The following is a 21,883-nucleotide window of genomic DNA, read 5'->3' on the forward strand; positions in this document are numbered from 1 at the left end:
GGCGCAGAAGGACTGGCCGGGCCGGGCGCGTGAATCAGGCGAGAGGAATCAGGCTACGGGAATCGATGGATCGGCTGCGGCCAGGGCGGTTGCCCGATCGGCGGCGGGCGGGTAGATCCACACCGAGTTGATCTGGGTCTTGAGCTCCTTGGCTTCCTCGCCAACCAATTTGAGCTGGCGGTCCCAACCTTCGGTGTACACCGCGCCCCAGGCGCCCAGGTCCAGGCACGTCACGTACTTGGGCTGGCTGTAGGTCATCGGCGCGACGCCGAGCAGGTCGGCGGCAACGTTGTTGCCCGCATAACGACCCAGGGCGATGGCATGCTGGCAGGACATGACCGCGTAGTTGCCCAAGTTGTCGGTGGCGGCATAGGCCACGTCGCCGCTGGCGTAGATATCGTTCTGCCCGAGCACCTTCAAGTGCCCGTCGACATGCAGCCGGCCCTGGCGGTCGCGGGTTGCGGGCACCTGTTCGGTGAGAGGGCTCGCGCGAAAGCCTACGGTCCAGATAACGGTGCTGGACTCGATGCGCTGGCCATCCGAGAGGGTGACACCGTCGGCATCCACCGATTCGACCGAGGCATTGAGGATCCACTCGATGCCCAGGTGCTCGGACGCTTCGATGATCGAAGGGCTGATTCCCTCACCCAGTGCCGCACCGATTTTCGGCCCGCGGTCGACCACGATCACACGGACATCGGCGTCGCTGCCGAGGACGGCGCGCAGACGGGCGGGCATTTCGGTGGCGGTTTCGATGCCGGTGAAACCACCGCCTGCGACGACGACGGTATTGCGTGCGGGACTGTCCGGCAGGTTCCCGAGCGAATTGAGGTGGGCTTCGAGGCGTGTTGCCTGTTCGATCTCATCGACATCGAATGCGTGTTCAAGCATGCCTTGCAGGTCAGGGCGAACCAGCTTGCTGCCCGCGGCCAGTACCAGTCGGTCGTAGCCCAGCGTCGCGAGGCTGCCGGACACGTCGCGGTAGCTGATCTGCTTGCGGCTGACATCGATGTTCTCGGCCACGCCCTGGACGAAGTTGACGCCGACCGCATCGAACAGCGCGCCCAACGGCGCCATCATGGTATGGACGTTCGGCTCGTAGAACCGCGGGCGGATACGCAGTTCCGCCTGGGGGGCCAGGACGCTGATCTGTACGTCGTTGCGATCATGCTGGTCGAGCAGGCGGGCGGCGCTGAGTGCGCTCCATACGCCGCCGAAACCGGCGCCGACAATCAAGATGTGCTGTTTCATGATGAGCTCCCGAAGACGAAAATCGATACGTTGAATTGTTGAGGTTTCAGCGTGACCGTGTTGCGAGGTACCCGAAGGTGTGGGGCCTGATGGTTGAAATCATCGGGCATTCAGCTTCGGTTCGCTGTGGGAGATGGTAGGGGGGGGCTTTGGGTTCGGCACTTCTACATAGGGTCAGTTGGGGTATGCGTGGGTGTGAGGGGGGTATACGGAGGTATTAAAGGTTGCTCGGGTCTTGGGTGCTGCGTGCATATCCGTTGCTGCGGTCACGGCCACTTAGGGTTCCGCCCTTACGGCGGCTCACTTTTGGAAGAGCGCCAAAAGTAAGCAAAAGCGCTTTGCCCCACCACTCGGTGCCTCGCCTAGGCTCGGCATGCCCTCACTCCGGCATTGCTCCGTGGGCCGCCGCGAAGGGCCATCCATGGCCCAGCGCGGCTAACCCGGCATCCATGCCGGGTTACCCACTGCGCAATGCCTGCGTTCGGCCAGCGTGGTTGATGGGGCGCTAAGATCAAAGTCAAAAGCAGAGCAAGAGCAAGAGCAAGAGCGGGGCACATGCTGGCAGTTGTGCAACTGACCCATCGCCTTCGCGAGCAGGCTCGCTCCCACATTGGATTTTCGACAGGCGCTGATTTTCACGGCATACAGAGAACCCCTGTGGGAGCGAGCTTGCTCGCGAAGAGGCCAGCCCATCCAACATCTTCATTGGCTGACCCACCGCCATCGCGAGCAGGCTCGCTCCCACATTGGATTTTTGGCAAACACAAATTTCATATTCCACATTGAGTCACTGTGGGAGCGAGCCTGCTCGCGAAGAGGCCAGCTCATTCAACATCTCCATTGACCCACCGCCATCGCGAGCAAGCTCGCTCCCACACTGGATTTTCGACAGGCGCTGATTTTCACGGCATACAGAGAACCCCTGTGGGAGCGAGCCTGCTCGCGAAGAGGCCAGCCCATTCAACATCTCCATTGGCTGACCCACCGCCTTCGCGAGCAGGCTCGCTCCCACACTGGATTTTCGACAGGCGCTGATTTTCACGGCATACAGAGACCCCCTGTGGGAGCGAGCCTGCTCGCGAAGAGGCCAGCCCATTCAACATCTCCATTGGCTGACCCATCGCATTCGCGAGCAGGCTCGCTCCCACATTAGATTTTCGGCAAACGCTGATTCATGGCATACAGAGAACCCCTGTGGGAGCGAGCTTGCTCGCGAAGAGGCCAGCCCATCCAACATCTTCATTGGCTGACCCACCGCCTTCGCGAGCAAGCTCGCTCCCACACTGGATTTTCGACAGGCGCTGATTTTCACGGCATACAGAGAACCCCTGTGGGAGCGAGCCTGCTCGCGAAGAGGCCAGCTCATTCAACATCTCCATTGGCTGACCCACCGCCTTCGCGAGCAGGCTCGCTCCCACACTGGATTTTCGACAGGCGCTGATTCATGGCATACAGAGAACCCTGTGGGAGCGAGCCTGCTCGCGAAGAGGCCAGCTCATTCAACATCTCGATTGGCTGACCCACCGCCATCGCGAGCAAGCTCGCTCCCACATTGGATTTTCGGCAAACGCTGATTCATGGCATACAGAGAACCCCTGTGGGAGCGAGCTTGCTCGCGAAGAGGCCAGCCCATTCAACATCTCCATTGGCTGATCCACCGCCATCGCGGGATATACACACCAATCTAAACCGACCGTTCAAAAATCGACTCGATGCAAGCAACCAACTCCCCACACCTGAACGGCTTGGGGAAAACCGCCACGGGACCGCAACCCCCCGGTATGGCCAGCGCGGGCACAACAGGCAGGCCCGTGATGAAAACAAGCGGAATGTCGATCCCTCGGGCATAGAGCTCATCGCACAATTGAATGCCCGTCATGCCCGGCATCTGTATGTCCGACAGCACGCACGCGGTGTTTTCAAACCCGGCTGAAGACAGGAAGGCGACGGCACTGGCATAAGTCCTGACGCGATACCCGTGAGAGCGCAGCAAACCATCCAATGCAACTCGAACCGATTCATCGTCATCGATAACAGCAATAAGTGCAGTGTCGGACATTTCGAAACCTGGCAGTAATATCAGGTCGCTATTAAAGCGCCCCTATCGCTGCAAGATACGCTGTCCAAAATCCGCGCATAGTATACGTGGGTATGAACTTTCAACGATCGCGGCCCGGTTCCAGGGCCTGGGCCATGCGCACCAGGTCGGCAAACGAACGCGCAGCCATCTTGCGCATGGCCTGGCCTCGGTGGATCTTGACGGTGATCTCGCTCAGGCCTATTTGCCCGGCGATCTGCTTGTTCATCAGGCCCGACGCTGCCAGTGCCATCACCTGGCGCTCCCGGGCGGTCAACGTGGCGTAACGGTCCTGAAGCGCCTGCTGGCCACGCTCGGCTTCGCGGCGCAGTCGGTCGCGCTGATGGGCGGCGGACACCGCATCGATCAGGTCCTGTTCGCGAAACGGCTTGGTCAGGAAATCCACCGCACCGGCCTTCATGGCCCGCACGGTCATGGCAATGTCGCCATACCCGGTCATGAATACGATCGGCAGATGAATTCCGGCATTCGCCAACTGCTGTTGGAAGTCCAGCCCGCTGGTGCCGCGAAGGCGCACATCGAGCAACAGGCAACTGGGCGCGTCGGGACGTGGATGGCCCATGAAGTCTGTCACCGAGTCGAACAGTTCGACCAACAGGCCAATGGAACGCAGCAGACTGCGAAGGGCTTCGCGTAACGATGCGTCGTCGTCGACCACGTAGACAATCGGTTCATGGGCGAGGGCAGGGGGCATGGCGTGGCTTGGGTTCATGGCAGGGGTCCGCAACAGGTCAGGCTTTGGCTAACAGCGGCAACGAAAAGGTGAACGAGGTGCCTTGGCCTGCCTCGCTGGTAGCCCAGATCCTGCCGTCATGGAAATCGATGATCGAGCGACAGATCGACAGGCCTATGCCAAGGCCGTTTTCCCTGGTGGTAAAAAACGGGTTGAACAATGAGGACAGTGTCTCGGCCGTGATGCCGATTCCCCGGTCCGTCACCGCCAGCAGCACGGCGTGCGCGTGCGTCCAGGTGCGCACATAAAGGATTCGGTCGCGCACCGGGAGCGTTTCCATGGCGTGGCAAGCGTTGGAGACCAGGTTGATGATCACTTGCTGCAGCTGGACCCGATCGGCGTCGACCAGGCTTGCCGCCGTCAGGTCTACCTTCAGGCTGACTTGGTGCTGAGCCAGCTGGTGGCGCACCAGATCCAGTGTTTCGCTGACGATTTCGTCCAGTCGCTCGGGCCGGCGCAGAGGGTCGCATTTGCGCGCCATCGCCCGGGTCCGATTGATGACTTCACTGGCGCGGCACGCGTTGGCGACGATCCGGTCCAGCGAGTCGAGGGCCTCCTTGAGGTCGGGCACCGGACGATCCAGCCAGCGGCGACAGGCTTCGCCGCTGCTGGTAATGGCCGTCAACGGCTGGTTCACTTCATGGGCGATGGAGGCGGCCATTTCTCCCAGGGACGTCAGCCGCGTGGCATGGGCCAACTGCGCCTGGGCTTCGATCAGGTAGGCCTGGTTATGCCGCAGGCGGTCCGAGGCATGCTTGCTGCGCAGTGCGAGAAACGCGATGGCTGACAGGGCCGTCAGGCAACGGAAGAACCCGGTGGTCGATTCCCAGCGTTGGTAACCGCCGTTGTACAGGAACATCGCCGTCAGCAGGAACATGCACAGCAGCGCAACGGTGATCACCAGGTTGATTGAAAACAGGTTGGCCGCCATCAGCAGCAAGGTGATGTACAGCAGCGTCGGCGCCAGGTCGGAATGGGTTTCGGAATTGATGATGACAATCCCGCAGGCCACGACCAGACCGACCGCCCAGCCCAGGGCGTTGACCAGCGGGTGAGGGCTGATGCCCATTGAGGGGCTCGACGCCTTCGGGGACGGCTGATACCGAAGGCTGTCGTAGATGCTTTTGAACATCATGGCGGGTGTGGGCACGCTGCAACCTTTCTTTTGTCTTGTCGGTCCGGTCCCGGGTGGCGGTGGACACGAGGGCATCGTCTTGAATCTTAAAAGCTGCCCCTCGCCTCGGGGTAGGACATAAAACCCTGAAATCCTGCCAAACCCTGGCACTCGTCCTGTATACCCAGGTATCAATCGGTGGACCCAAAGCATCAACGCAGCGTCCTCCCGTACGACAGACGCCGGATGGGCCGTGGCATAACCTTCCAGGCACGCCGTCGCTGTCGAGCCGCGCAAAGCGGCCCAGGCACGACGTTTCTTTCCCGCCTCATTGGCCCTGCGCCTGGAATGGCTACCATGATGAACAGAAATGACCTGCGTCGTGCTGACATCAATCTGCTGGTTGTCTTCGAAACCATGATGCATGAGCGAAATGTCACCCGTGTCAGCGAGAAGCTGTTTCTTGGCCAACCGACCGTCAGCGCCGCCCTGGCGCGGTTGCGCCTGATGTTCGACGACCCCTTGTTCATCCGCGCGGGCCGGGTGATGGAGCCGACCTCCCGGGCGCAGGAAATCTTTTCCAACCTGTCACCGGCGCTGGATGGCATCGCGGCTGCCTTGAGCCGCTGCCAGGCGTTCGATCCCGCTACCAGCGACGCGACGTTCCACATCGGCCTGTCCGATGACGTCGAATACGCGCTGCTGCCAGACCTGCTGCACCGACTGCGTATCGAGGCGCCGGGCACGACTCTGGTGGTGCGCCGGGCCGATCAATGGCAGATGTGCCAACTGCTTGCGAGCGGCGAAATTACCATCGGTATCAGCCATACCCTGGAGCTTCCGGCCAATGCCCGGCGCAAGGCGCTGCGTCCGATCCGGCCGATGTTGCTGCGCGCCGATTCGCGTCCGGGCGAGCTGACATTGGATGAGTTTTGCCGCCGCCCGCATGCGGTGGTTTCATCCATGGGACATGTCATCGATGATTCCGATCGGGCCCTGAGCCAGATGGAGCGGCAACGGCGTGTGGTCCTGAGCGTGCCGCAATTCAGCGCCTTGCCGGTGTTGTTGGCGCGCAGCGAGATGATCGCCATCGTGCCCGACTACGTCGCTCGGGCAATGGCCCAAACGACCGGCTTGCGCGCGGAACCGGCGCCCATCCGGTTGCCCGAGCGCGAGCTGTCGATGGTCTGGCGAGGCACTTCCCATAATGACCCGGGAGAACGCTGGCTCCGTTCACGCTGCTGTGCGTTCATCGGCGAGCAGGCCGAAGCACAGGCTCAAGCCAGGCGCGTAGCCTGACGCGACAGCGCGGTTCAAGCTCAGCGGGAGAACCGGTTGCGATAGTCCCGTGGCGAAATCGAGAGGTGGCGTTGAAAGGTGTAGCGCATCCGTTCTTCGTCGCCGAAGCCGCACGAACGGGCAATCTGATCGATGTTGCGCTCGGAGTCCTCCAGCAGTCGTCTGGCCGCTTCGAGCCGGAACATCTCGACGGCCTTGGCCGGGGTGCGTCCGGTCTGGCGCTTGTAGACCCGGGCGAAGTTGCGCGGGCTCATGCGCGCTTGCCGGGCCAGGCGCTCGATGCTCAGGTCGGCCTCATCCAGGTGCTCGGCGAGCCAGGCGTGCAGTTCATCGAACCCGGCGCTGTCCTGGGTCTGTGCCAGCAGCAACTGGCTGAACTGCGCCTGCCCACCGGGGCGCTTGAGAAACACCACCAGTTCCCGGGCCACTTGCAGCGCGACATCGCGACCACAATCGGCTTCCACCAAGGCCAGGGCCATGTCGATGCCGGCGCTGACGCCCGCCGAGGTCCAGACGCTGTCCTGCTGGATAAAAATCGCGTCGAGGTCCACTTCGATCAAGGGGAAGCCACTCTTGAGCATTTCGCACATGGCCCAATGCGTGGCGGCGCGGCGGCCGTCGAGCAAGCCGGCCTGGGCCATGAGGAAGGTCCCGCTGCACACCGAAGCGGTGCGGCGGGCCTTGGTCGAGGCCGCGCGCAGCCAGTCCACCAGCTCGACGCAGTCGATCATCGCCTGACGGATGTTCGGCGCGCCAGGCACGATCAGCGTGTCGATGACGGCGTTGTCGAACTCACCCAGGGCGCAGGTTTGCACGACCAGCCCTTCGGCGGTCTGCATCAGGCCGCCTTCAAGGCTGGCGGTGTGCATCCGGTAGCCGGGCAGGCCACGTTCGGCCATGGCTTTGGTGGCCGCCCAGAACACCGTCTGGGCGCCGGTCAGGTCGAGCAGGCCCATCTGCGGATAGGCGAGGAACACCAGCGCGCGCGGTTGGGATACGGACTCGGCGGCAATGCGGATGTCACAGGTCATCTCGTTCATGGTCGCGCGGCTCGTTTCAAGAATGGGCAGGTTCGGAGGGGGCAGCGGCTGCGCCTCGGTGTCCCTGGGTGATTAATCCTCCGCCCGGACAATGTCAAGTCGGCCGCGTTGAATCTTCAGGTGCTATCGTTATGCGATACAGGTATTTAAATTTTATTTTTTATAGCTTTAAAGTCGGCGCCTGAATTTATCCATAAGAGGCCACGGCCATGGCGTTCAAGCGTCCCGTACTTTTTCTTTCCCTGGCGGCGAGCCTGCTGATCGGGCCGCTGGCTCATGCCGAAGGCAAGATCAGCATCGCCCAGCAATTCGGCATTGGTTATCTGATCCTGGACGTCGTGCGTGACCAGCAGCTCATCGAGAAACATGGCAAGGCCCAGGGCCTGGATATCAAGGTGGACTGGAACAGCATCTCCGGCGCCACCGCCATGAACGAAGCGTTGCTCACCGGCGCCCTCGACGTGGTGTCGGCCGGGGTGCCGCCGATGCTGACGATCTGGGATCGGACCCGGGGCAAGCAGAACGTCAAGGCCATTGCTTCGCTGGGCTCGATGCCCAACTACCTGTTGACCAACAACCCCGGGATCAAGACGCTCAAGGACTTCACCGACAAGGACCGGATCGCGGTCCCGGCGGCGGGTGTCGGCTTCCAGTCGCGCACATTGCAGATCGAGACGGCCAAGGTGTTCGGCGATGAGCACTACAAGAAATTCGACGACATCTCGGTCAGCCTCCCGCACCCGGACGCCACGGCCGCGTTGATCGCGGGCAAGTCGGAAATCAATTCGCACTTTTCCAGCCCGCCGTTCCAGTACCAGGCGTTGCAGAACCCCAACGTGCACAAAGTCCTCAGCTCCTATGAGGTGCTCGGCGGGCCGGCCACGTTCAACGTGCTCTACACCACGCAGAAATTCCACGACGAAAACCCGAAGACCTACAAGGCGTTCTACGCCGCGCTGGTCGAAGCCCAGAACATCATCAAGGCCGACAAACCTGCCGCCGCCCAGACGTATATCCGGGTAGAGCAATCCAAGCTGCCATTGCCCCTGGTGGAGAAGATCGTCAGCGACCCGGAAATCGATTTCACCGTGGTCCCGCAACGCACCTATATCTACGCCGACAAACTGCATGAGCTGGGTGTATTGAAGAACAAGGCCGACAGCTGGAAGGACTACTTCTTTGAAGAAGCCCACGGCGGCGCAGGCAGCTGACTAGCCGTTTTCGGCACAATCGAGCGAGTCACCCGGGAGACGGAATGGAACTTGCCTGATCTTCGATCCATAACCCTGGAATCAGCGAAGGTCGGGTGAATGAACGACGACATGGCGGACGGGTTGCCGACGCGGCCGATCAATCGGTTCCGCACCGGCGACATCGACGAGCACGCGCGGAACATGGGCGGCTGGCAGGTGAGCTACGACCAACTGACGCCAGGACGCTTCGAAGGCGAGTTGATCGAGTTCCGTGCAGATTGGATGCAACTGGTGCGCGACCGCTCTAATCAGGCCATGACCAAGCGCGGCATGGCGTGGGAGGGCGCGATTACCTTCAGCGTACCGTTGCGCGCTGACGGGCCGGTGTTCTGCTGCGGGCACCCGATTGTCGAGCCGAGCCTGATGGTCGCCCACGGCCGCAACCTGCCGGACCTGCGCACACCCCAGCACTTGGACCTGCTCGGCGTCGCCGTCAAGGAGCAGGCCTTGGAGCACCTGCTGGAGCGCCAGGGCAGCGACTTTCGAATTACCGATCTTCCCAAGTGTTACCGTCTCGGCGATTCGACCTTGCCCGCTGAGCTGGCGGCACTCTTCGACGAACTCGAAGGGGGCGGCCAGGGGCATGAGTCATTGTTGGGCTTCGAGTCGATCCGCCGTGGCCTGCGCGATACGGTGATGCTGCACCTGCTGGAGCTGGTGGCGCCCGACCAGGCGCCGCCGCTGACCCCGACGGCCCGCAAGCGCATGGTCGACCGGGCCCGGGAATATGCCCTGGCCCATGTCGACGAGCCGCTGTCGATCCTCGACCTGTGCAACCACATTGGCGCCAGTCGGCGTAAATTGCAGTACTGCTTCCAGGAAACCCTGGGCATCAACCCGGTCGCCTATTTAAGGGCGCTGCGCCTCAATGCCGTGCGCCGGGAGCTGCGCGCCGGCGACCAGGCCAGGGGCGTGCAGGAGGTGGCGGCACGTTGGGGCTTCTGGCACCTGAGCCGTTTCTCCAGCGACTATCGGACCCTGTTCGGCGAAACCCCTTCACAAACCCTGCGGCGCACGCATCTGTGCTGAAAACGGATAACGGCTGGCGGACCGGCTCCCTAGGATGACCCCATCACCACATGGTTGGGATGGGGCATTCGATGAATCAGAATAAAAAGAAAAACCTGCGGCGTTTTGCGTGGCTCACCCTGGGGCTTTTCGGCGCCTGCGCCGTGGCCAACGCTACCGAGAACGGTGCGCCGACCACTGCGTTCGGCGTCTACGACTTCGGTGCCGGCATGATGCCGCCGGCCACGCCCTTCGGGACGGTCGGGCTGCGTACTGCGTTCTATTCGGCCAATGTGCAGAAAGACCGTCATGGTCGCTCGGTGGACAACAACCTGTCCCTCGATGTGCTGTCGATCGGCGTCGCCTACATGCACATGACCGATTACACCGTGCTCGGCGCCAAGTACGGCTATGGCGCGGTAGTGCCGTTCTTCCAGATGGACGCCTCGGTAAGGGTGCAGACGCCGGTCGGTCCGCTGAACCTCGAAGCCGATCCGTTTCGCATGGCCGACATCCAGGTATTGCCCGTCATCCTGCAATGGACGTTGTCGCCAAACCTGTTCGTCAACGCGCAATTCCAGATCCAGACCCCGACCGGCGATTACGACGAGGACCGGCTGATCTCGCCGGGCCTGAACCACTGGACGTTCTCGCCGATCCTCAACGCGACCTATATCTCAGACACCGGCTTCGAGGTGTCCTCCAGCTTCGAAGTCGATGTAAACACTCGCAACCCTGCCACCGACTACAAAAGCGGCGTCGAGTATCGCCATGAATTCGCCGTCGGCCAGCATGTCGGCCCCTGGACGCTGGGTGTGGGCGGCTATTACTACCGCCAGTTCACCGACGACGATGCTCCGGGCCTGGAATCGGGCAATCGCGCCCGGGTACTCGCGGTCGGGCCGGCGGTGAGTTATTTCAAGCCCGGCGTGCCGCCGATCTGGCTGCACGTCTACAAGGAATTCGACGCGCGAAACCGCGCCGAGGGCTACACCACGGCCCTGCGCATTTCTCACAGTTTCTAGGGGGACGTCATGAACTCATCAAACTCCATTTCAACGGCGTCGCCGCGTCAGGCAGTTGGCCGGCGCGAAGGGTTGGTGCTGATGCTCGGCAGCAGCCTGACCATCATGGGCTCGGTAATGGTCACGCCGATTCTTCCTCGGCTGGCCGCCGAGTTCGGCCCCATCGAGCCTCGCGCCGATTTGTTGGTGCCGCTGGCAATCACCGGGCCCGCGCTGGCGATTGCCCTCTGCGCGCCGTTGGCCGGCTGGTTGGCCGACCGGGTCGGACGCAAGGCCTTGCTGGTGGCGACGACATTGCTCTACGCCTTGCTCGGCGCGTTGCCGGCGCTGCTCGACAACTTGCCGGCGATTGTCGGCGCGCGCTTGCTGTTTGGCTGCGCCGAGGCGGCGGTGATGACCTGCTGCGCGACTTTGATTGCCGACTATTGGCATGGCGAGGAACGCTTGCGCTACGTCAACCGCCAAGTGGTGACGATAGGCCTGGTGGGGGCGCTGTTTTTTGTCGTCGGTGGAGCGCTTGGAGAGCACTCGTGGCGCTCGCCGTTCCTTCTTTACCTGCTGCCGTTGTTGTTGGTGCCGGCCATGATGAAAGTCTTGTGGGAACCGCCGGTGAGCAAGCTCCAAACCGCCGAGCGCCTCGATGAGTCGGCACCGACCAAGGTCGCGGTGCCGCAACTGCTGGTTGGCTATCTGATGATTGTGTGCGGCATGGTCCTGACCATTGTCATGCCGATCCAGGCGCCGACGTTGCTGGTCAGCCTTGGCGTGACCTCCAGCACCCTGATCGGCCTGGCGGCGGGGTTGAGCCTGTTGGCAACGCTCGTCGGCTCGTTGACCTGGCCGTTGCTGCGCCGCCGCTTCGGCATCGCCGGTTGCAACGCCCTGTTGCTGACGTTGATGGGGCTTGGGCTGTGCCTGCTGGTTCGAGCGCAAAGCTACAACGCGGTGCTGCTGGCCGTATTCGTCCAGGGGCTGGGTGCCGGGCTGCTGGTGCCGAACGTAATGGCGCCGGTGATGAACGCCTTGACCGCCAGCACCCGCGGGCGGGGCCTGGGCGGCTTCACCTCGTTTCTCTATTTCGGCCAGTTCATCAGTCCGTTGGTGGTGGCTGCCGTGGGTGTATTTACCGGGGACCTTCGTCAATCGATCCAATGGCTGGCCTTCGCCAGTCTTGCGGCGGCGCTGCTATGGGTGGCCGTCGGTTTGCGCACGCGTGGCCACGGCCGGGCGAACGTCGCCGGATCACGTCAATCGTCATGAAACAAGGAGTCTGAACCATGAGTCTGCAAGATATACATCAATTGATGGACACCCAAGACGCCGTTGCACTGGCCGAGTGGGTCAGGCGTGGCGAGGTCCAGCCCGGGGAACTGCTGGAGGCGGGCATCGAACGTCTGGAACAGGTCGAGCCACAGCTCAATGCCGTGGCGGAACGGCTGTACGAGTCGGCGCGGGAGGCGGTGTGTGGACCGCAAGTCCGGCAGGGACTGTTGGCGGGCGTTCCAACCTTGATCAAGGATTTGTTTTCGCCGGTCCAGGGGGCAGCGATGACCAACGGCTCCCGTTCGCTGGGGGCCTGCCGCGCAGACTTCGAATCGGAAGTGGTGACACGCCTGAGACTGGCCGGATGCGTGATGATGGGCACCAGCACTTCGCCTGAGTTTGGCACGTCCTACTCCACCGAATCGACACGTTTTGGCGCCACGCGAAACCCTTGGAACACCGAGCGCAGCGCGGGCGGCTCCAGCGGTGGCGCGGCGGCGCTGGTGGCGGCCCGGGTGGTGCCGTTCGCCCATGGCAACGATGGTGGCGGTTCGTTGCGGGTGCCGGCGTCCTGCTGTGGGGTGTTCGGCTTCAAGCCCAGCCGCGGCCTCATGCCGTCAGGTCCGATAATGGGCGAGGGCTGGGCAGGAATGGGCACGCCCCACGTCATCACCTTGTCGGTGCGTGACAGCGCCGCGCTGCTGGACGCCACCGCCGGAATCGACTTGGGAGCGCCGTATGCCGCGCCGGTCCAGGTCCAGCCTTATGTGACGGCGCTGCTGCGTGATCCGAAGCCGTTGCGTATTGCCTTGGTAGAACAGCTCGGCCCCTGGGCCACCTCCCAGCAAAGCGTGCAGGCGGTGAACGAGGCCGCCAGGTTGTGTGAAGCCTTGGGCCACCGCGTCGAACCGGTGAAACTGCCGGTGGTGCTGCCTGATTTTTATGATCAGGTTTTCACCATCATTGGCGCAAGCACGCGCCGTTATGTCGACCTGCTGGGCCAGATGCGTGGGTCTGCGGTGCAGGCGGAGGAACTGGAAGTGCGCACCCGGATCATCCTGCGGGACAAAGGCAATGTCAGCGGCGCCCAGTACGTCGGCGCGGTGGAATGGATTCATGCGCTGGGCCGCCAGTTGGCGGTGTTCATGCAGGATTACGACGTGATCCTTTCTCCGGTCCTGACCCGCGAACCGGTGATGATTGGCGAGCTCAACGTCGAGGACGTCTGCATGAGCCTTGAGGCGCTCATCGAGCGATTCCACAGCTACTCGCCGTTCACGGCGCTGTTCAATGCCAGCGGCCAGCCGGCGATGTCGGTACCGTTGTCCTGGAGCGCAAACGGCCTGCCGCTGGGCGCGCATTTTGCCGGGCGGTTCGGCGAAGAAAGCAACTTGCTGGCCCTGGCCGCCCAACTGGAACGCGCCCAGCCATGGCGCGGGCGTGTACCGCCGGTCAATGCTCACCGCAGATGAAAACTGCCCCCACACCTCATGTGGGAGCTGGGCGGGGATGGTGGCGGCGCAGCGGAACCTGTGTGGGAGCGAGCCTGCTCGCGAAGGCGTTGTCAGTTTCAACATCGTCTTTGACTGAACGTCCGCTATCGCGAGCAGGCTCGCTCCCACAGGGGCTTTGTGAGCAGCGAGCATTGGGAATCAATGCAACCGGAGCTCAATACCGAATCATCACCGACTTCAGCTCGGTGTAGTCATCGATGAACGCGCTGCCGAACTCCCTGCCGATACCCGAAGACTTGCTCCCGCCGAATGGCACGGCAGGGTCGAGCAGGGTGTGCATGTTCACCCAGACGGTGCCGGCTTCAATGGCGGGCACCATGCGCAGGGCCTTGCCCAGGTCGTTGGTCCAAAGGCTGGCGCTCAGCCCGTAGGGCGAGTCGTTCATCAGGTCGAGCAGTTCCTCCTCGGTGTCGTAGGGCAGGAAGGTAGCGATCGGGCCGAAGGTTTCTTCATTGAGCAGCGCATCATCTCGATGATTGGCGAGGATGATGGTCGGCTCGACATAGCAGCCAGGCCTGTCGATCAGCTTGCCGCCGTGAACAATCCTGTTGTTCTGTGCCCGCGCCCTGGCGAAATACTCGCCGAGTTTCTGCTGATGCTGACGGTTGGTCACCGGACCGAATTGCGTGGCTTCATCCAGCGGCGAGCCGATGCTGAGCTGGCTCAGGCGTTCGGCGAGCTTGCGCATGATCGGTTCGATCTGCGAGCGGTGGACAAAGAACCGCTCGGCCGCCGCGCAAATCTGCCCGGAGTGCAGGAAACCTGCCTCGATGATGCCATTGACCGCCACCTCGGGGTCCACATCTGGCAGGAATCCCGCCGCGTTCTTGCCACCCAGTTCCAGTGTCGCCCTGGTCAGTCCGGCGCCCATCGCCGCCTGGCCCACGGCGATGCCGGTAGACACCGAGCCGGTGAACGACACCTTGTTGGTGCCTGGATGCTCGATCAAGCCCTTGCCCACCAGACCGCTACCCGTCACCACGTTCAACGCGCCTGCCGGCAGGCCCGCTTCCATGGCCAGTTCAGCGATGCGCAGGATAGTCAGCGGAGTGAACTCGCTGGGCTTGATGATAATGCTGCAACCGGTCACCAACGCCGAGGCGAGTTTCCAGATGGCGATCATCGTCGAAAAATTCCACGGCACGATGCCGACCACCACGCCCACCGGTTCGCGCAGGGTGAACGCCGTGTAGCGTTCGCCGGCGAAGGAGGGCAGCGACGGGGTGATGGTCTGGCCGCTGATCTTGGTCGCCCAGCCGGCGTAGTAACGCAAGAAGTGCGCAGCCTGGTCGACTTCGAAGGCTCGGGAGATATGGATGATCTTGCCGGATTGGCAGGTTTCGATCTGTGCCAGCTCCTCGCGGTGTTGCTCCATCAGGTCCGCCAGTTTCAGCAATACATGCCCGCGGATCGCCGGGGCGGCCTGGGACCATTGCTTGAAACCGCGCCGGGACGACTCGACCGCCGCATCGATATCGCCAGGACCGGCGTCACAGACCTGGGCGATGACCTGGCCCGTGGCCGGGTTGATCACGTCCAGCGTCTGTCGGCTCTGGCTTTCGACATAAGCACCGTCGATGAACAGCGCGTGGTGTCGGCCAAGGAAGGCTTGGACCTCAGGCAGCAGGGCAATATCGCTCATGGGAAGTTCCTGTTCGCAGGCAAGGGAAAGCCCCGAGACTAACCCCAGGGGGCCGGGCAGGCTTGACCGTGCCTGCCGCGTCGCATGTCTGTGGCTGCCATTTTTGCGGTTGGCAGGCACAAGCAAAACCTGTGCAGCCAGATGCAAGCCTGCACCGCCCGTTTGCGGTCAGATCAGCGCTTCATCAATGGCACAGGGGCAGAAAATGTTTCTCCAGACCGGCAAGCAGAAATTGGCGTTGATCGAGCAGGTGCGGCGGGTACTGGCTGGCGAAGCCGATGACGCGCCTGCGCTCGTGGCCTATCCGCAACTGCGGGCCAGTCTTGAACAACACGCCCGGCAAACAGCGGATGCGGCTGAACGTTTACGCCAGGCCGAGAGCGAACTGAACGAGCAGGCATCAAGACACCGGCAAATCGACCAGGCGTATGCGTTGGCTCGCCAACAACTGGCTCAGGCAGGAGAGCGTGAGCAAGGGCTTCAGGCCCGGCTTGAGCAGCTTGAGCGGCAATCCCGACAGCACTTTCAGGAGGCGCAGATCTGGGAGCTGCTGCAATCGACCCTGACCGAAGGCTGCTGGGACATCACCGTGGTCAACGGCGATTTGCAGCACCCGGCCAGCAGCATGCGCTTTTCCAGTCAGTTCCGCTCATTGCTGGGGTACGGGCCGGACGAGTTGCCGGACGGCTGGGACGCCCAGGTCGGCATCACCCATCCCGATGACCTGCCAAAGATCATGGCGACCTTTGATCGGGAGATTCTTGGTGGCCAAGGCAGTGGCGAATACGTCTTCGAATATCGGATGCGACACAAGAGTCGCGATTATATCTGGTGCCGCGAGCGCGGCCGCGCCGTGCGCGACGGGCAGGGGCGGCTGGTCCGGGTGCTGGGCGCGGTGCGGGACATCAGTGATGAGCGTTCGGCCCAGTCTACCCACCAGCGCATGCTGGAGCAGAACCAGGTCACTTACGCGCAGATCGCCACGGTGGTGGGCGTGATCAAGGGCATTGCTGACCAGACCAACCTGCTGGCGTTGAACGCGGCGATTGAAGCGGCCAGGGCGGGCCAGGTCGGGCGCGGCTTTTCGGTGGTGGCCGACGAGGTGCGCAAGCTGGCGGAAAGTACCCGCCAGGCCACGCACCAGATCCAGACCATGTTGCATCAGCACAAGGGCTGACGCTCAGAACGGAACCGCCACCACTAACTGGCTGTACACATTGGTGCCGTTGCCGCCCACCTGGTTGCCTCCGTTGCTGGCGTCTTTCTCTGGCTTGTACAGGCCCAGCAGCGGCGTGATGATCAGGTGCTCATTGGCTGCCCATTCGACGTACAGGTCCAGCTCACGACCGTCGAGGTTCAGCGCTTGAGCGGTGTGCAAGGTCTTGTAGTCGAAAAACAATGCGCCGATCGTCACGGTCTCGGTTGGCTTGAGCTTGAGGCCGACGTGCTGGATGGCCGTGTTGCTGTTGAACGGGCCGGCGTAGTTGCCCGCCACTTCGCCTTGGAACCAGGTGCCATAACCTCGGTTCGTGCCGGTGAACATCGAGTCCCAGTTTTTCGAATAACGGCTGTAGCGATAGGTCAGGTCGGGGCTCCAGGGCAGCTCGGCGAAGGTATAACCGGCTTCGGTGTACCAGGCTTTCTGAGGACCGGCGTCCTTGTCTTGCCAGGCGTATTCGAAAGAGAAGTGCGCATTTTCGATACCGGCATCGCCCGCACCGCGAAGGCTGTAGATGTCCATGCCGTCGCGTTGTTTCTGGAAGTCACTGGCGTAGTGCTCATCCACGTCGATGCCATGGATGTAGGTCAGCCCGAGGGTGCCGGGTGCTGCGGTGTATTCCAGGGTGCCGGCGGCCATCTCGGTGTTAGCCTGGGCGCGATTGTCGGACTTGAACCACAACAGGCTCCCATGCACGCCGTCCTTGCCGCCCAGGCGCAGCACGGCGGTCTTGTCGAAGGCGTGCCGGGCGGCGAGGTAATAGGCGCCGCCGCGATTGAGTTCGCCATCGGCCACGCCCTTGCCGACGTTCAGGCCGTCGTCGTTGATGATGAAACCGTCGCCAAGGGTAATCACCTGGCGACCGAAGGACAGGTCGACGCCATCCTTGCCCAACAGCGGGAACAGATCGCCGGAGCGCCAACCGGCGAAGGCCTCGTCGAATTTCGTGGTGCGTTCGGAACCGTCGCTCAGGCCCGCCGCATCGCCATCGCCCCAGGTGCCGGAGCTGACCAGGTTGGCGGTCCCGTAGAGGTTCCCGCGGCCGTCGAGTGTCTGCTCGATACTCAGGCCATACTTGATGAAACCTTCGCGCCAGCTCGAACCGCCGGCGCTGCCGTCGTAGTTCTTGCGGCTGTTGAACAGGCCGTAGACCGCGAGGAAGTTGCCGCTGACGGTGGTGTCATCGTCGGCATAAAGCTCAATGGGCTGGGCCGATGAGCCTGCCGCCAGCAAGGCGATGCCCAGGCCGATGGCCTGGCGTGGCAGGCGTGATTGACGAGTGTGCTCCATGGTGTTTTCCCCAGTGCGATAGGACAGCGGAGCGCGCATTAGGGAGAGCCTGGGCTGCGAAGTCTTTCACCAGCCTGCCAAGGTATTGATCCTGGCCGCCATGGCTGTGGCAGTGGCAGGCAGCTACAAGACCGGCGGCAGGCATGGGCAAGACGCTCGGGGCGAGGGCGGCGCACAGTGATCCTGCACGCAACGCCGTTTTAATCAGGGACTGGCTGGGGAAGGCTTGAACGCCAGTGCCCGGACGGCGGTAGCACCCATACTAAAAGTCCGTTTTTCGAGGATCCGCACCATGTCGATCAATGACAGGCTCACCGAGCATCTGAACCGGGGTACGGTGGGTTTTCCCACTGCGTTGGCCAGCACCATTGGCCTGATCATGGCCAGCCCGGTCATCCTGACCGCCACCATGGGGTTCGGCATCGGTGGCAGCGCCTTCGCCATGGCGATGCTGATCGCGGTGGTGATGATGCTGGCCCAGGCAACGACGTTCGCCGAAGCCGCATCGATCTTGCCGACCACCGGCTCGGTCTACGATTACATCAACTGCGGCATGGGGCGCTTCTTCGCGATTACCGGCACTTTGTCGGCGTACCTGATTGTCCATGTGTTTGCCGGAACGGCGGAAACCATCCTGGCCGGGGTCATGGCCCTGGTGAACTTCGAACACCTCAATACCCTGGTCGAATCGGCCGGTGGTTCCTGGTTGCTGGGCGTGGGTTTCGTGGTGGTGTTTGGCGTACTCAATGCGTTCGGCGTCAGTGCTTTCGGCCGGGCCGAAATCATCCTGACCTTCGGCATGTGGACGACCCTGATGGTGTTCGGCGTGTTGGGGCTGATCGCCGCGCCGGCGGTAGAACTCGAGGGCTGGTTCGGCGCGTCCGTGGTCGGGACCGACCTGGTCACGGTGCTGTCGCTGGTGGGCATGGCAATGTTCATGTTCGTCGGATGCGAATTTGTCACGCCACTGGCGCCGGACCTGCGCCAGTCGGCCAGGACCATGCCGAGGGCAATGATGCTGGGCCTGTTCAGCGTCGCGGCCTGCATGTTCATCTATGGCGCGGCGATGAAGCGCCAGGTGGAAAACGTGCTGCTCGATGCCACCAGCGGCGTGCACCTGCTGGACACGCCCATGGCGATTCCGCGCTTCGCCGAGCAGGTGATGGGCGACATCGGGCCGATGTGGCTGGGGATCGGCTTCCTGTTTGCCGGCGCCGCGACCATCAATACGCTGATGGCCGGCGTACCGCGCATCCTTTATGGCATGGCAGTGGACGGCGCACTGCCCAAGGTCTTCACCTACCTGCATCCCCGTTTCAAAACGCCGTTGCTGTGCATCCTGGTGGCGATGCTGATCCCTTGCCTACACGCGCTGTGGCTCGGCGGTAACACCGATAACATCATGCATCTGGTACTGGCGGCGGTGTGCGCCTGGAGTTTTGCCTATCTGCTGGTGACGATTTCGGTGATCAGCCTGCGCGTCCGCCGTCCCGATTTGCCCCGGGCCTACCGCTCGCCGTTTTTCCCGCTGCCACAGATCCTGTCCAGCGTCGGCATCGTCCTGGGCATGTGGTTCATCACGCCGCCAGGCATGAATCCGGCGGACATTTATGTGCCCTTCGCCGTGATGCTTGGCGGTACCGCGGCCTACGCCCTGTTCTGGACCCTGGTGGTGCAGAAGGTCAATCCATTCAAGCCGGCGACCGTCGAAGACGTGCTGGCCAAGGAGTTTTCCCATGAGCCAGGGCAACCTGTCGGCGAGTTTATCGAGCCTGCTGCAAAAGCTGTCTGAGCTGTTCAGTGCCCGTCGCGCCCCGGCCGGTTATCGACCTGGGGTAACGCTGGAGCACTTGCGACGCAACCTTGCACTGGCGCGGTTTGAGGTGTCGATGGCGGGGGCGGCGACGGTGGTCACCGACGATGGCGGCCTTCAACTGGAGATCGTCGAACGCACCGAGTCGCAGTTGTTGATGCATGTGGTAACAACCGAGTTCGTGTTGCACGTGCCTGCGTCGAGAGAGGGCAATGCGCGCCTGCAATTGCACCATGGCGGAGCCATTCGGCGCAGCGGCATTCGTTGCCGCCAGTTGAAGGGAGGTGACGCGTTGTCGGTCCGGCTGCGGACGGCCATCGAAGGTGATCGTGCGCTTTACGCCGCCCTGATGCCGCTGGACTTCAAGCGCCTGGACATCGAGCTGCAAGGCCGGCAATGGTCTGTGCGACTGGCGCATGTGGGCGGCAGCGAGGTGGTCAACCGGATGCCCGCGTTCCGCCGCTACATCGCGCTGAGCCCGTTGCAGCGCGATGCCTTGTTCGCAACGCTGGGTGGGCTGCGGAGGGTACTCTTGACGTTCTGAGTTTTCGTTTTGCCTGGCATCATTCCTGCTACTGCTCTGGCGATCAGGTACTTGTTGCGTGCATTTAGATAACATGTTAACTATTGCCGCACAAAAACAATAAGCCATTGTGGAGAGCGCCATGAGCATGCAACAGGCTGGGCAAGGCGGGCTGGACACCTGGAATCGGGACCTGCGCGCGACATGCGGCCATTTCGAGACGGAGCTGGCCTTCAATCGCGCGTTGTTCATTGGCGAAGTGTCGACTTTTCAGCGCGGCGGCCTCTCACTCGCCAACCTGCGCACCAATGCCAGTTCCATCAGGCGCCAGCTATGCAAACCGGATCACGATGATGATCAGGACTGTTTCCTGGTCAGCCAGCGCAGCGGTTATTCGCGTATCACCCAAAATGGCACGAGTATCCAGCTGGCCCCCGGCGAGCTGTTGCTGATGGATTCGGTGGGCTCCCTTGAAATCAGCCCGTTCGGCCTGATCGAGCATGCCGTGTTGTCGTTATCTCGGCGGGACGTCGCCAGGCGACTGGGCGGCGACAGCAAGACCTTCGGCAAGATTTCTTCAAGCAAGGCTTGCGGAAGAATGCTGCATGTATTGGTGGACCAGCTCTGCAAGGACACCCCGGAGGGCGAAAGCAGCGCCGGGGAGGGCGAAGCCCTGCAAAACGCCTTTGTCTCGCTGTTGGGATCGGCGCTGGAGCATGAAACCGACCTGTGCGGCGACAGCGTCGGGTTGCAAGGCAGTCATCTGCGCAGCTACGTACAGAAAGTCATTGATGAATGCCTGACCCAACCCGGTCTCAGCCCGGTCGGCCTGGCCAACCGCTTGAACATCTCGGTGCGACACCTGTACCGCTTGTTCGAAGAGCAGGATGACAGCGTGTGCCGCTACATCCAGCGCGCCCGCCTCAAGCGCAGCGCCGATGACTTGGCCAATCCTTTCTTGCGGGATGAGTCGATCACCTCGATTGCCTACAAATGGGGCTTCACCGATTCGGCGCACTTCAGCCGTTCGTTCAAGAAACAATTCGAACAGTCGCCCAAGGCGTTCCGCTCCAGCCAGTTGCAGCAGGCGCAAGGGGTGGCCTGACCCACCGCCATCGCGAGCAAGCTCGCTCCCACAGGTGACCGGGTTGACTCCGGATCTGGTGATCAGCAAAAAACAATGTGGGAGCGAGCCTGCTCGCGATGGCGGTGCCACAGTCGATGAAGATGCTGGATGTGCCGACCCCTTCGCGAGCAGGCTCACTCCCACAGATGACCGGGTTGACTCCGGATCTGGTGATCAGCACAAAACAGTGTGGGAGCGAGCCTGCTCGCGAAGGCGGTGTCACAGTCGATGAAGATGCTGGATGTGCCGACCCCTTCGCGAGCAGGCTCGCTCCCACAGATGACCGGGTTGACTCCGGATCAGGTGATCAGCACAAAACAGTGTGGGAGCGAGCCTGCTCGCGAAGGCGGTGTCACAGTCGATGAAGATGCTGGATGTGCCGACCCCTTCGCGAGCAAGCTCGCTCCCACAGGTGACCGGGTTGACTCCGGATCTGGTGATCAGCACAAAACAGTGTGGGAGCGAGCCTGCTCGCGAAGGCGGTGTCACAGTCGATGAAGATGCTGGATGTGCCGACCCCTTCGCGAGCAGGCTCGTTCCCACAGGTGACCGGGTTGACTCCGGATCTGGTGATCGACACGAAACAGTGTGGGAGCGAGCTTGCTCGCGATGGCGGTGCCACAGTCGATGAAGATGCTGGATGTGCCGACCCCTTCGCGAGCAGGCTCGCTC

The 21,883-nt window shown here is 62.3% G+C and carries 16 protein-coding genes and 2 pseudogenes; 11 read left to right on the plus strand and 7 right to left on the minus strand.

The window, feature by feature from the left end:
* Positions 1 to 48 precede the first annotated feature (48 nt).
* The 4 genes from M1E16_RS12655 to M1E16_RS12670 form a co-directional block, all read right to left on the minus strand.
* Positions 49 to 1,251 (minus strand): NAD(P)/FAD-dependent oxidoreductase, encoded by a 1,203-nt coding sequence (locus tag M1E16_RS12655; RefSeq protein ID WP_458130125.1) that lies wholly within the window; start codon positions 1,249 to 1,251, stop codon positions 49 to 51.
* Positions 1,252 to 2,935: 1,684 nt separating this feature from the next.
* Positions 2,936 to 3,310: a response regulator transcription factor gene (locus M1E16_RS12660; protein WP_458130126.1), complete on the minus strand. Its 375-nt coding sequence runs from the start codon at positions 3,308 to 3,310 to the stop codon at positions 2,936 to 2,938.
* Between the two features lie 100 nt (positions 3,311 to 3,410).
* Complete coding sequence (locus M1E16_RS12665; protein WP_370870915.1) at positions 3,411 to 4,061, minus strand: response regulator transcription factor; 651 nt, start codon at positions 4,059 to 4,061, stop codon at positions 3,411 to 3,413.
* Between the two features lie 19 nt (positions 4,062 to 4,080).
* Entirely contained in the window at positions 4,081 to 5,151 is a 1,071-nt protein-coding gene (locus tag M1E16_RS12670) for a sensor histidine kinase (RefSeq protein WP_458130127.1), read from the minus strand.
* 402 nt (positions 5,152 to 5,553) lie between these two features.
* Here M1E16_RS12670 and M1E16_RS12675 point away from each other — a divergent pair, with 402 nt between their 5' ends.
* A complete protein-coding gene (locus tag M1E16_RS12675) occupies positions 5,554 to 6,495 on the plus strand; it encodes a LysR family transcriptional regulator (protein WP_458130128.1) in 942 nt (313 codons plus the stop codon).
* A 20-nt stretch (positions 6,496 to 6,515) separates the two neighbouring features.
* Here M1E16_RS12675 and M1E16_RS12680 read toward each other — a convergent pair whose 3' ends face one another.
* Positions 6,516 to 7,535, minus strand: coding sequence for a GlxA family transcriptional regulator (locus M1E16_RS12680; protein WP_458130129.1), 1,020 nt, complete (start codon positions 7,533 to 7,535; stop codon positions 6,516 to 6,518).
* Positions 7,536 to 7,744: 209 nt separating this feature from the next.
* Between M1E16_RS12680 and M1E16_RS12685 the strand changes: the two genes are divergently transcribed.
* From M1E16_RS12685 to M1E16_RS12705, 5 genes are all read left to right on the plus strand, one after another.
* Entirely contained in the window at positions 7,745 to 8,746 is a 1,002-nt protein-coding gene (locus tag M1E16_RS12685) for an ABC transporter substrate-binding protein (protein WP_458130130.1), read from the plus strand.
* Positions 8,747 to 8,845: 99 nt separating this feature from the next.
* Positions 8,846 to 9,817, plus strand: a complete 972-nt coding sequence (locus M1E16_RS12690; RefSeq protein WP_434604814.1) for a helix-turn-helix domain-containing protein — start codon at positions 8,846 to 8,848, stop codon at positions 9,815 to 9,817.
* A gap of 71 nt (positions 9,818 to 9,888) precedes the next feature.
* Entirely contained in the window at positions 9,889 to 10,821 is a 933-nt protein-coding gene (locus M1E16_RS12695) for a SphA family protein (protein ID WP_434697830.1), read from the plus strand.
* Positions 10,822 to 10,830: 9 nt separating this feature from the next.
* A complete protein-coding gene (locus M1E16_RS12700) occupies positions 10,831 to 12,081 on the plus strand; it encodes an MFS transporter (RefSeq protein WP_458130131.1) in 1,251 nt (416 codons plus the stop codon).
* A gap of 17 nt (positions 12,082 to 12,098) precedes the next feature.
* The gene (locus M1E16_RS12705; RefSeq protein WP_458130132.1) at positions 12,099 to 13,556 is read left to right on the plus strand and encodes an amidase; all 1,458 of its coding nucleotides are present in this window, start codon (positions 12,099 to 12,101) and stop codon (positions 13,554 to 13,556) included.
* Positions 13,557 to 13,752: 196 nt separating this feature from the next.
* Here M1E16_RS12705 and M1E16_RS12710 read toward each other — a convergent pair whose 3' ends face one another.
* Positions 13,753 to 15,240 carry an aldehyde dehydrogenase family protein gene (locus tag M1E16_RS12710; protein WP_458130133.1) on the minus strand — a complete coding sequence of 496 codons (1,488 nt, stop codon included), beginning with the start codon at positions 15,238 to 15,240 and terminating at the stop codon, positions 13,753 to 13,755.
* Positions 15,241 to 15,865: 625 nt separating this feature from the next.
* On the opposite strand from M1E16_RS12710, the pseudogene M1E16_RS12715 reads away from it, so the two are divergent.
* Positions 15,866 to 16,108, plus strand: a pseudogene (locus M1E16_RS12715) (PAS domain-containing protein); the annotation flags it as partial.
* Positions 16,109 to 16,135: 27 nt separating this feature from the next.
* Positions 16,136 to 16,405 (plus strand): annotated as a pseudogene (locus tag M1E16_RS12720) (methyl-accepting chemotaxis protein); the annotation flags it as partial.
* Between the two features lie 15 nt (positions 16,406 to 16,420).
* Here the strand turns inward: M1E16_RS12720 and M1E16_RS12725 are convergent.
* Positions 16,421 to 17,749, minus strand: a complete 1,329-nt coding sequence (locus M1E16_RS12725; RefSeq protein ID WP_458130134.1) for an alginate export family protein — start codon at positions 17,747 to 17,749, stop codon at positions 16,421 to 16,423.
* Between the two features lie 292 nt (positions 17,750 to 18,041).
* Between M1E16_RS12725 and M1E16_RS12730 the strand changes: the two genes are divergently transcribed.
* From M1E16_RS12730 to feaR, 3 genes are all read left to right on the plus strand, one after another.
* Positions 18,042 to 19,541 carry an APC family permease gene (locus M1E16_RS12730; RefSeq protein ID WP_434568574.1) on the plus strand — a complete coding sequence of 500 codons (1,500 nt, stop codon included), beginning with the start codon at positions 18,042 to 18,044 and terminating at the stop codon, positions 19,539 to 19,541.
* Positions 19,486 to 20,106 carry a DUF3156 family protein gene (locus M1E16_RS12735; RefSeq protein WP_458130135.1) on the plus strand — a complete coding sequence of 207 codons (621 nt, stop codon included), beginning with the start codon at positions 19,486 to 19,488 and terminating at the stop codon, positions 20,104 to 20,106. The genes M1E16_RS12730 and M1E16_RS12735 overlap by 56 nt, the downstream gene beginning before the upstream one ends.
* Positions 20,107 to 20,227: 121 nt before the next feature.
* Entirely contained in the window at positions 20,228 to 21,190 is a 963-nt protein-coding gene (feaR, locus tag M1E16_RS12740) for a transcriptional regulator FeaR (RefSeq protein ID WP_458130136.1), read from the plus strand.
* Positions 21,191 to 21,883 lie beyond the last annotated feature (693 nt).

The sequence above is a fragment of the Pseudomonas sp. Z2-11 genome (assembly GCF_054161305.1).

What these genes read in the sequence shown, in the direction of transcription:
- M1E16_RS12655 (WP_458130125.1), bottom strand. Translation starts at nt 1,251, where the DNA reads ATGAAACAGCACATCTTGATTGTCGGCGCCGGTTTCGGCGGCGTATGG.
- M1E16_RS12660 (WP_458130126.1), bottom strand. Translation starts at nt 3,310, where the DNA reads ATGTCCGACACTGCACTTATTGCTGTTATCGATGACGATGAATCGGTT.
- M1E16_RS12665 (WP_370870915.1), bottom strand. Translation starts at nt 4,061, where the DNA reads ATGAACCCAAGCCACGCCATGCCCCCTGCCCTCGCCCATGAACCGATT.
- M1E16_RS12670 (WP_458130127.1), bottom strand. Translation starts at nt 5,151, where the DNA reads ATGGGCATCAGCCCTCACCCGCTGGTCAACGCCCTGGGCTGGGCGGTC.
- M1E16_RS12675 (WP_458130128.1), top strand. Translation starts at nt 5,554, where the DNA reads ATGATGAACAGAAATGACCTGCGTCGTGCTGACATCAATCTGCTGGTT.
- M1E16_RS12680 (WP_458130129.1), bottom strand. Translation starts at nt 7,535, where the DNA reads ATGAACGAGATGACCTGTGACATCCGCATTGCCGCCGAGTCCGTATCC.
- M1E16_RS12685 (WP_458130130.1), top strand. Translation starts at nt 7,745, where the DNA reads ATGGCGTTCAAGCGTCCCGTACTTTTTCTTTCCCTGGCGGCGAGCCTG.
- M1E16_RS12690 (WP_434604814.1), top strand. Translation starts at nt 8,846, where the DNA reads ATGAACGACGACATGGCGGACGGGTTGCCGACGCGGCCGATCAATCGG.
- M1E16_RS12695 (WP_434697830.1), top strand. Translation starts at nt 9,889, where the DNA reads ATGAATCAGAATAAAAAGAAAAACCTGCGGCGTTTTGCGTGGCTCACC.
- M1E16_RS12700 (WP_458130131.1), top strand. Translation starts at nt 10,831, where the DNA reads ATGAACTCATCAAACTCCATTTCAACGGCGTCGCCGCGTCAGGCAGTT.
- M1E16_RS12705 (WP_458130132.1), top strand. Translation starts at nt 12,099, where the DNA reads ATGAGTCTGCAAGATATACATCAATTGATGGACACCCAAGACGCCGTT.
- M1E16_RS12710 (WP_458130133.1), bottom strand. Translation starts at nt 15,240, where the DNA reads ATGAGCGATATTGCCCTGCTGCCTGAGGTCCAAGCCTTCCTTGGCCGA.
- M1E16_RS12725 (WP_458130134.1), bottom strand. Translation starts at nt 17,749, where the DNA reads ATGGAGCACACTCGTCAATCACGCCTGCCACGCCAGGCCATCGGCCTG.
- M1E16_RS12730 (WP_434568574.1), top strand. Translation starts at nt 18,042, where the DNA reads ATGTCGATCAATGACAGGCTCACCGAGCATCTGAACCGGGGTACGGTG.
- M1E16_RS12735 (WP_458130135.1), top strand. Translation starts at nt 19,486, where the DNA reads ATGAGCCAGGGCAACCTGTCGGCGAGTTTATCGAGCCTGCTGCAAAAG.
- feaR (WP_458130136.1), top strand. Translation starts at nt 20,228, where the DNA reads ATGAGCATGCAACAGGCTGGGCAAGGCGGGCTGGACACCTGGAATCGG.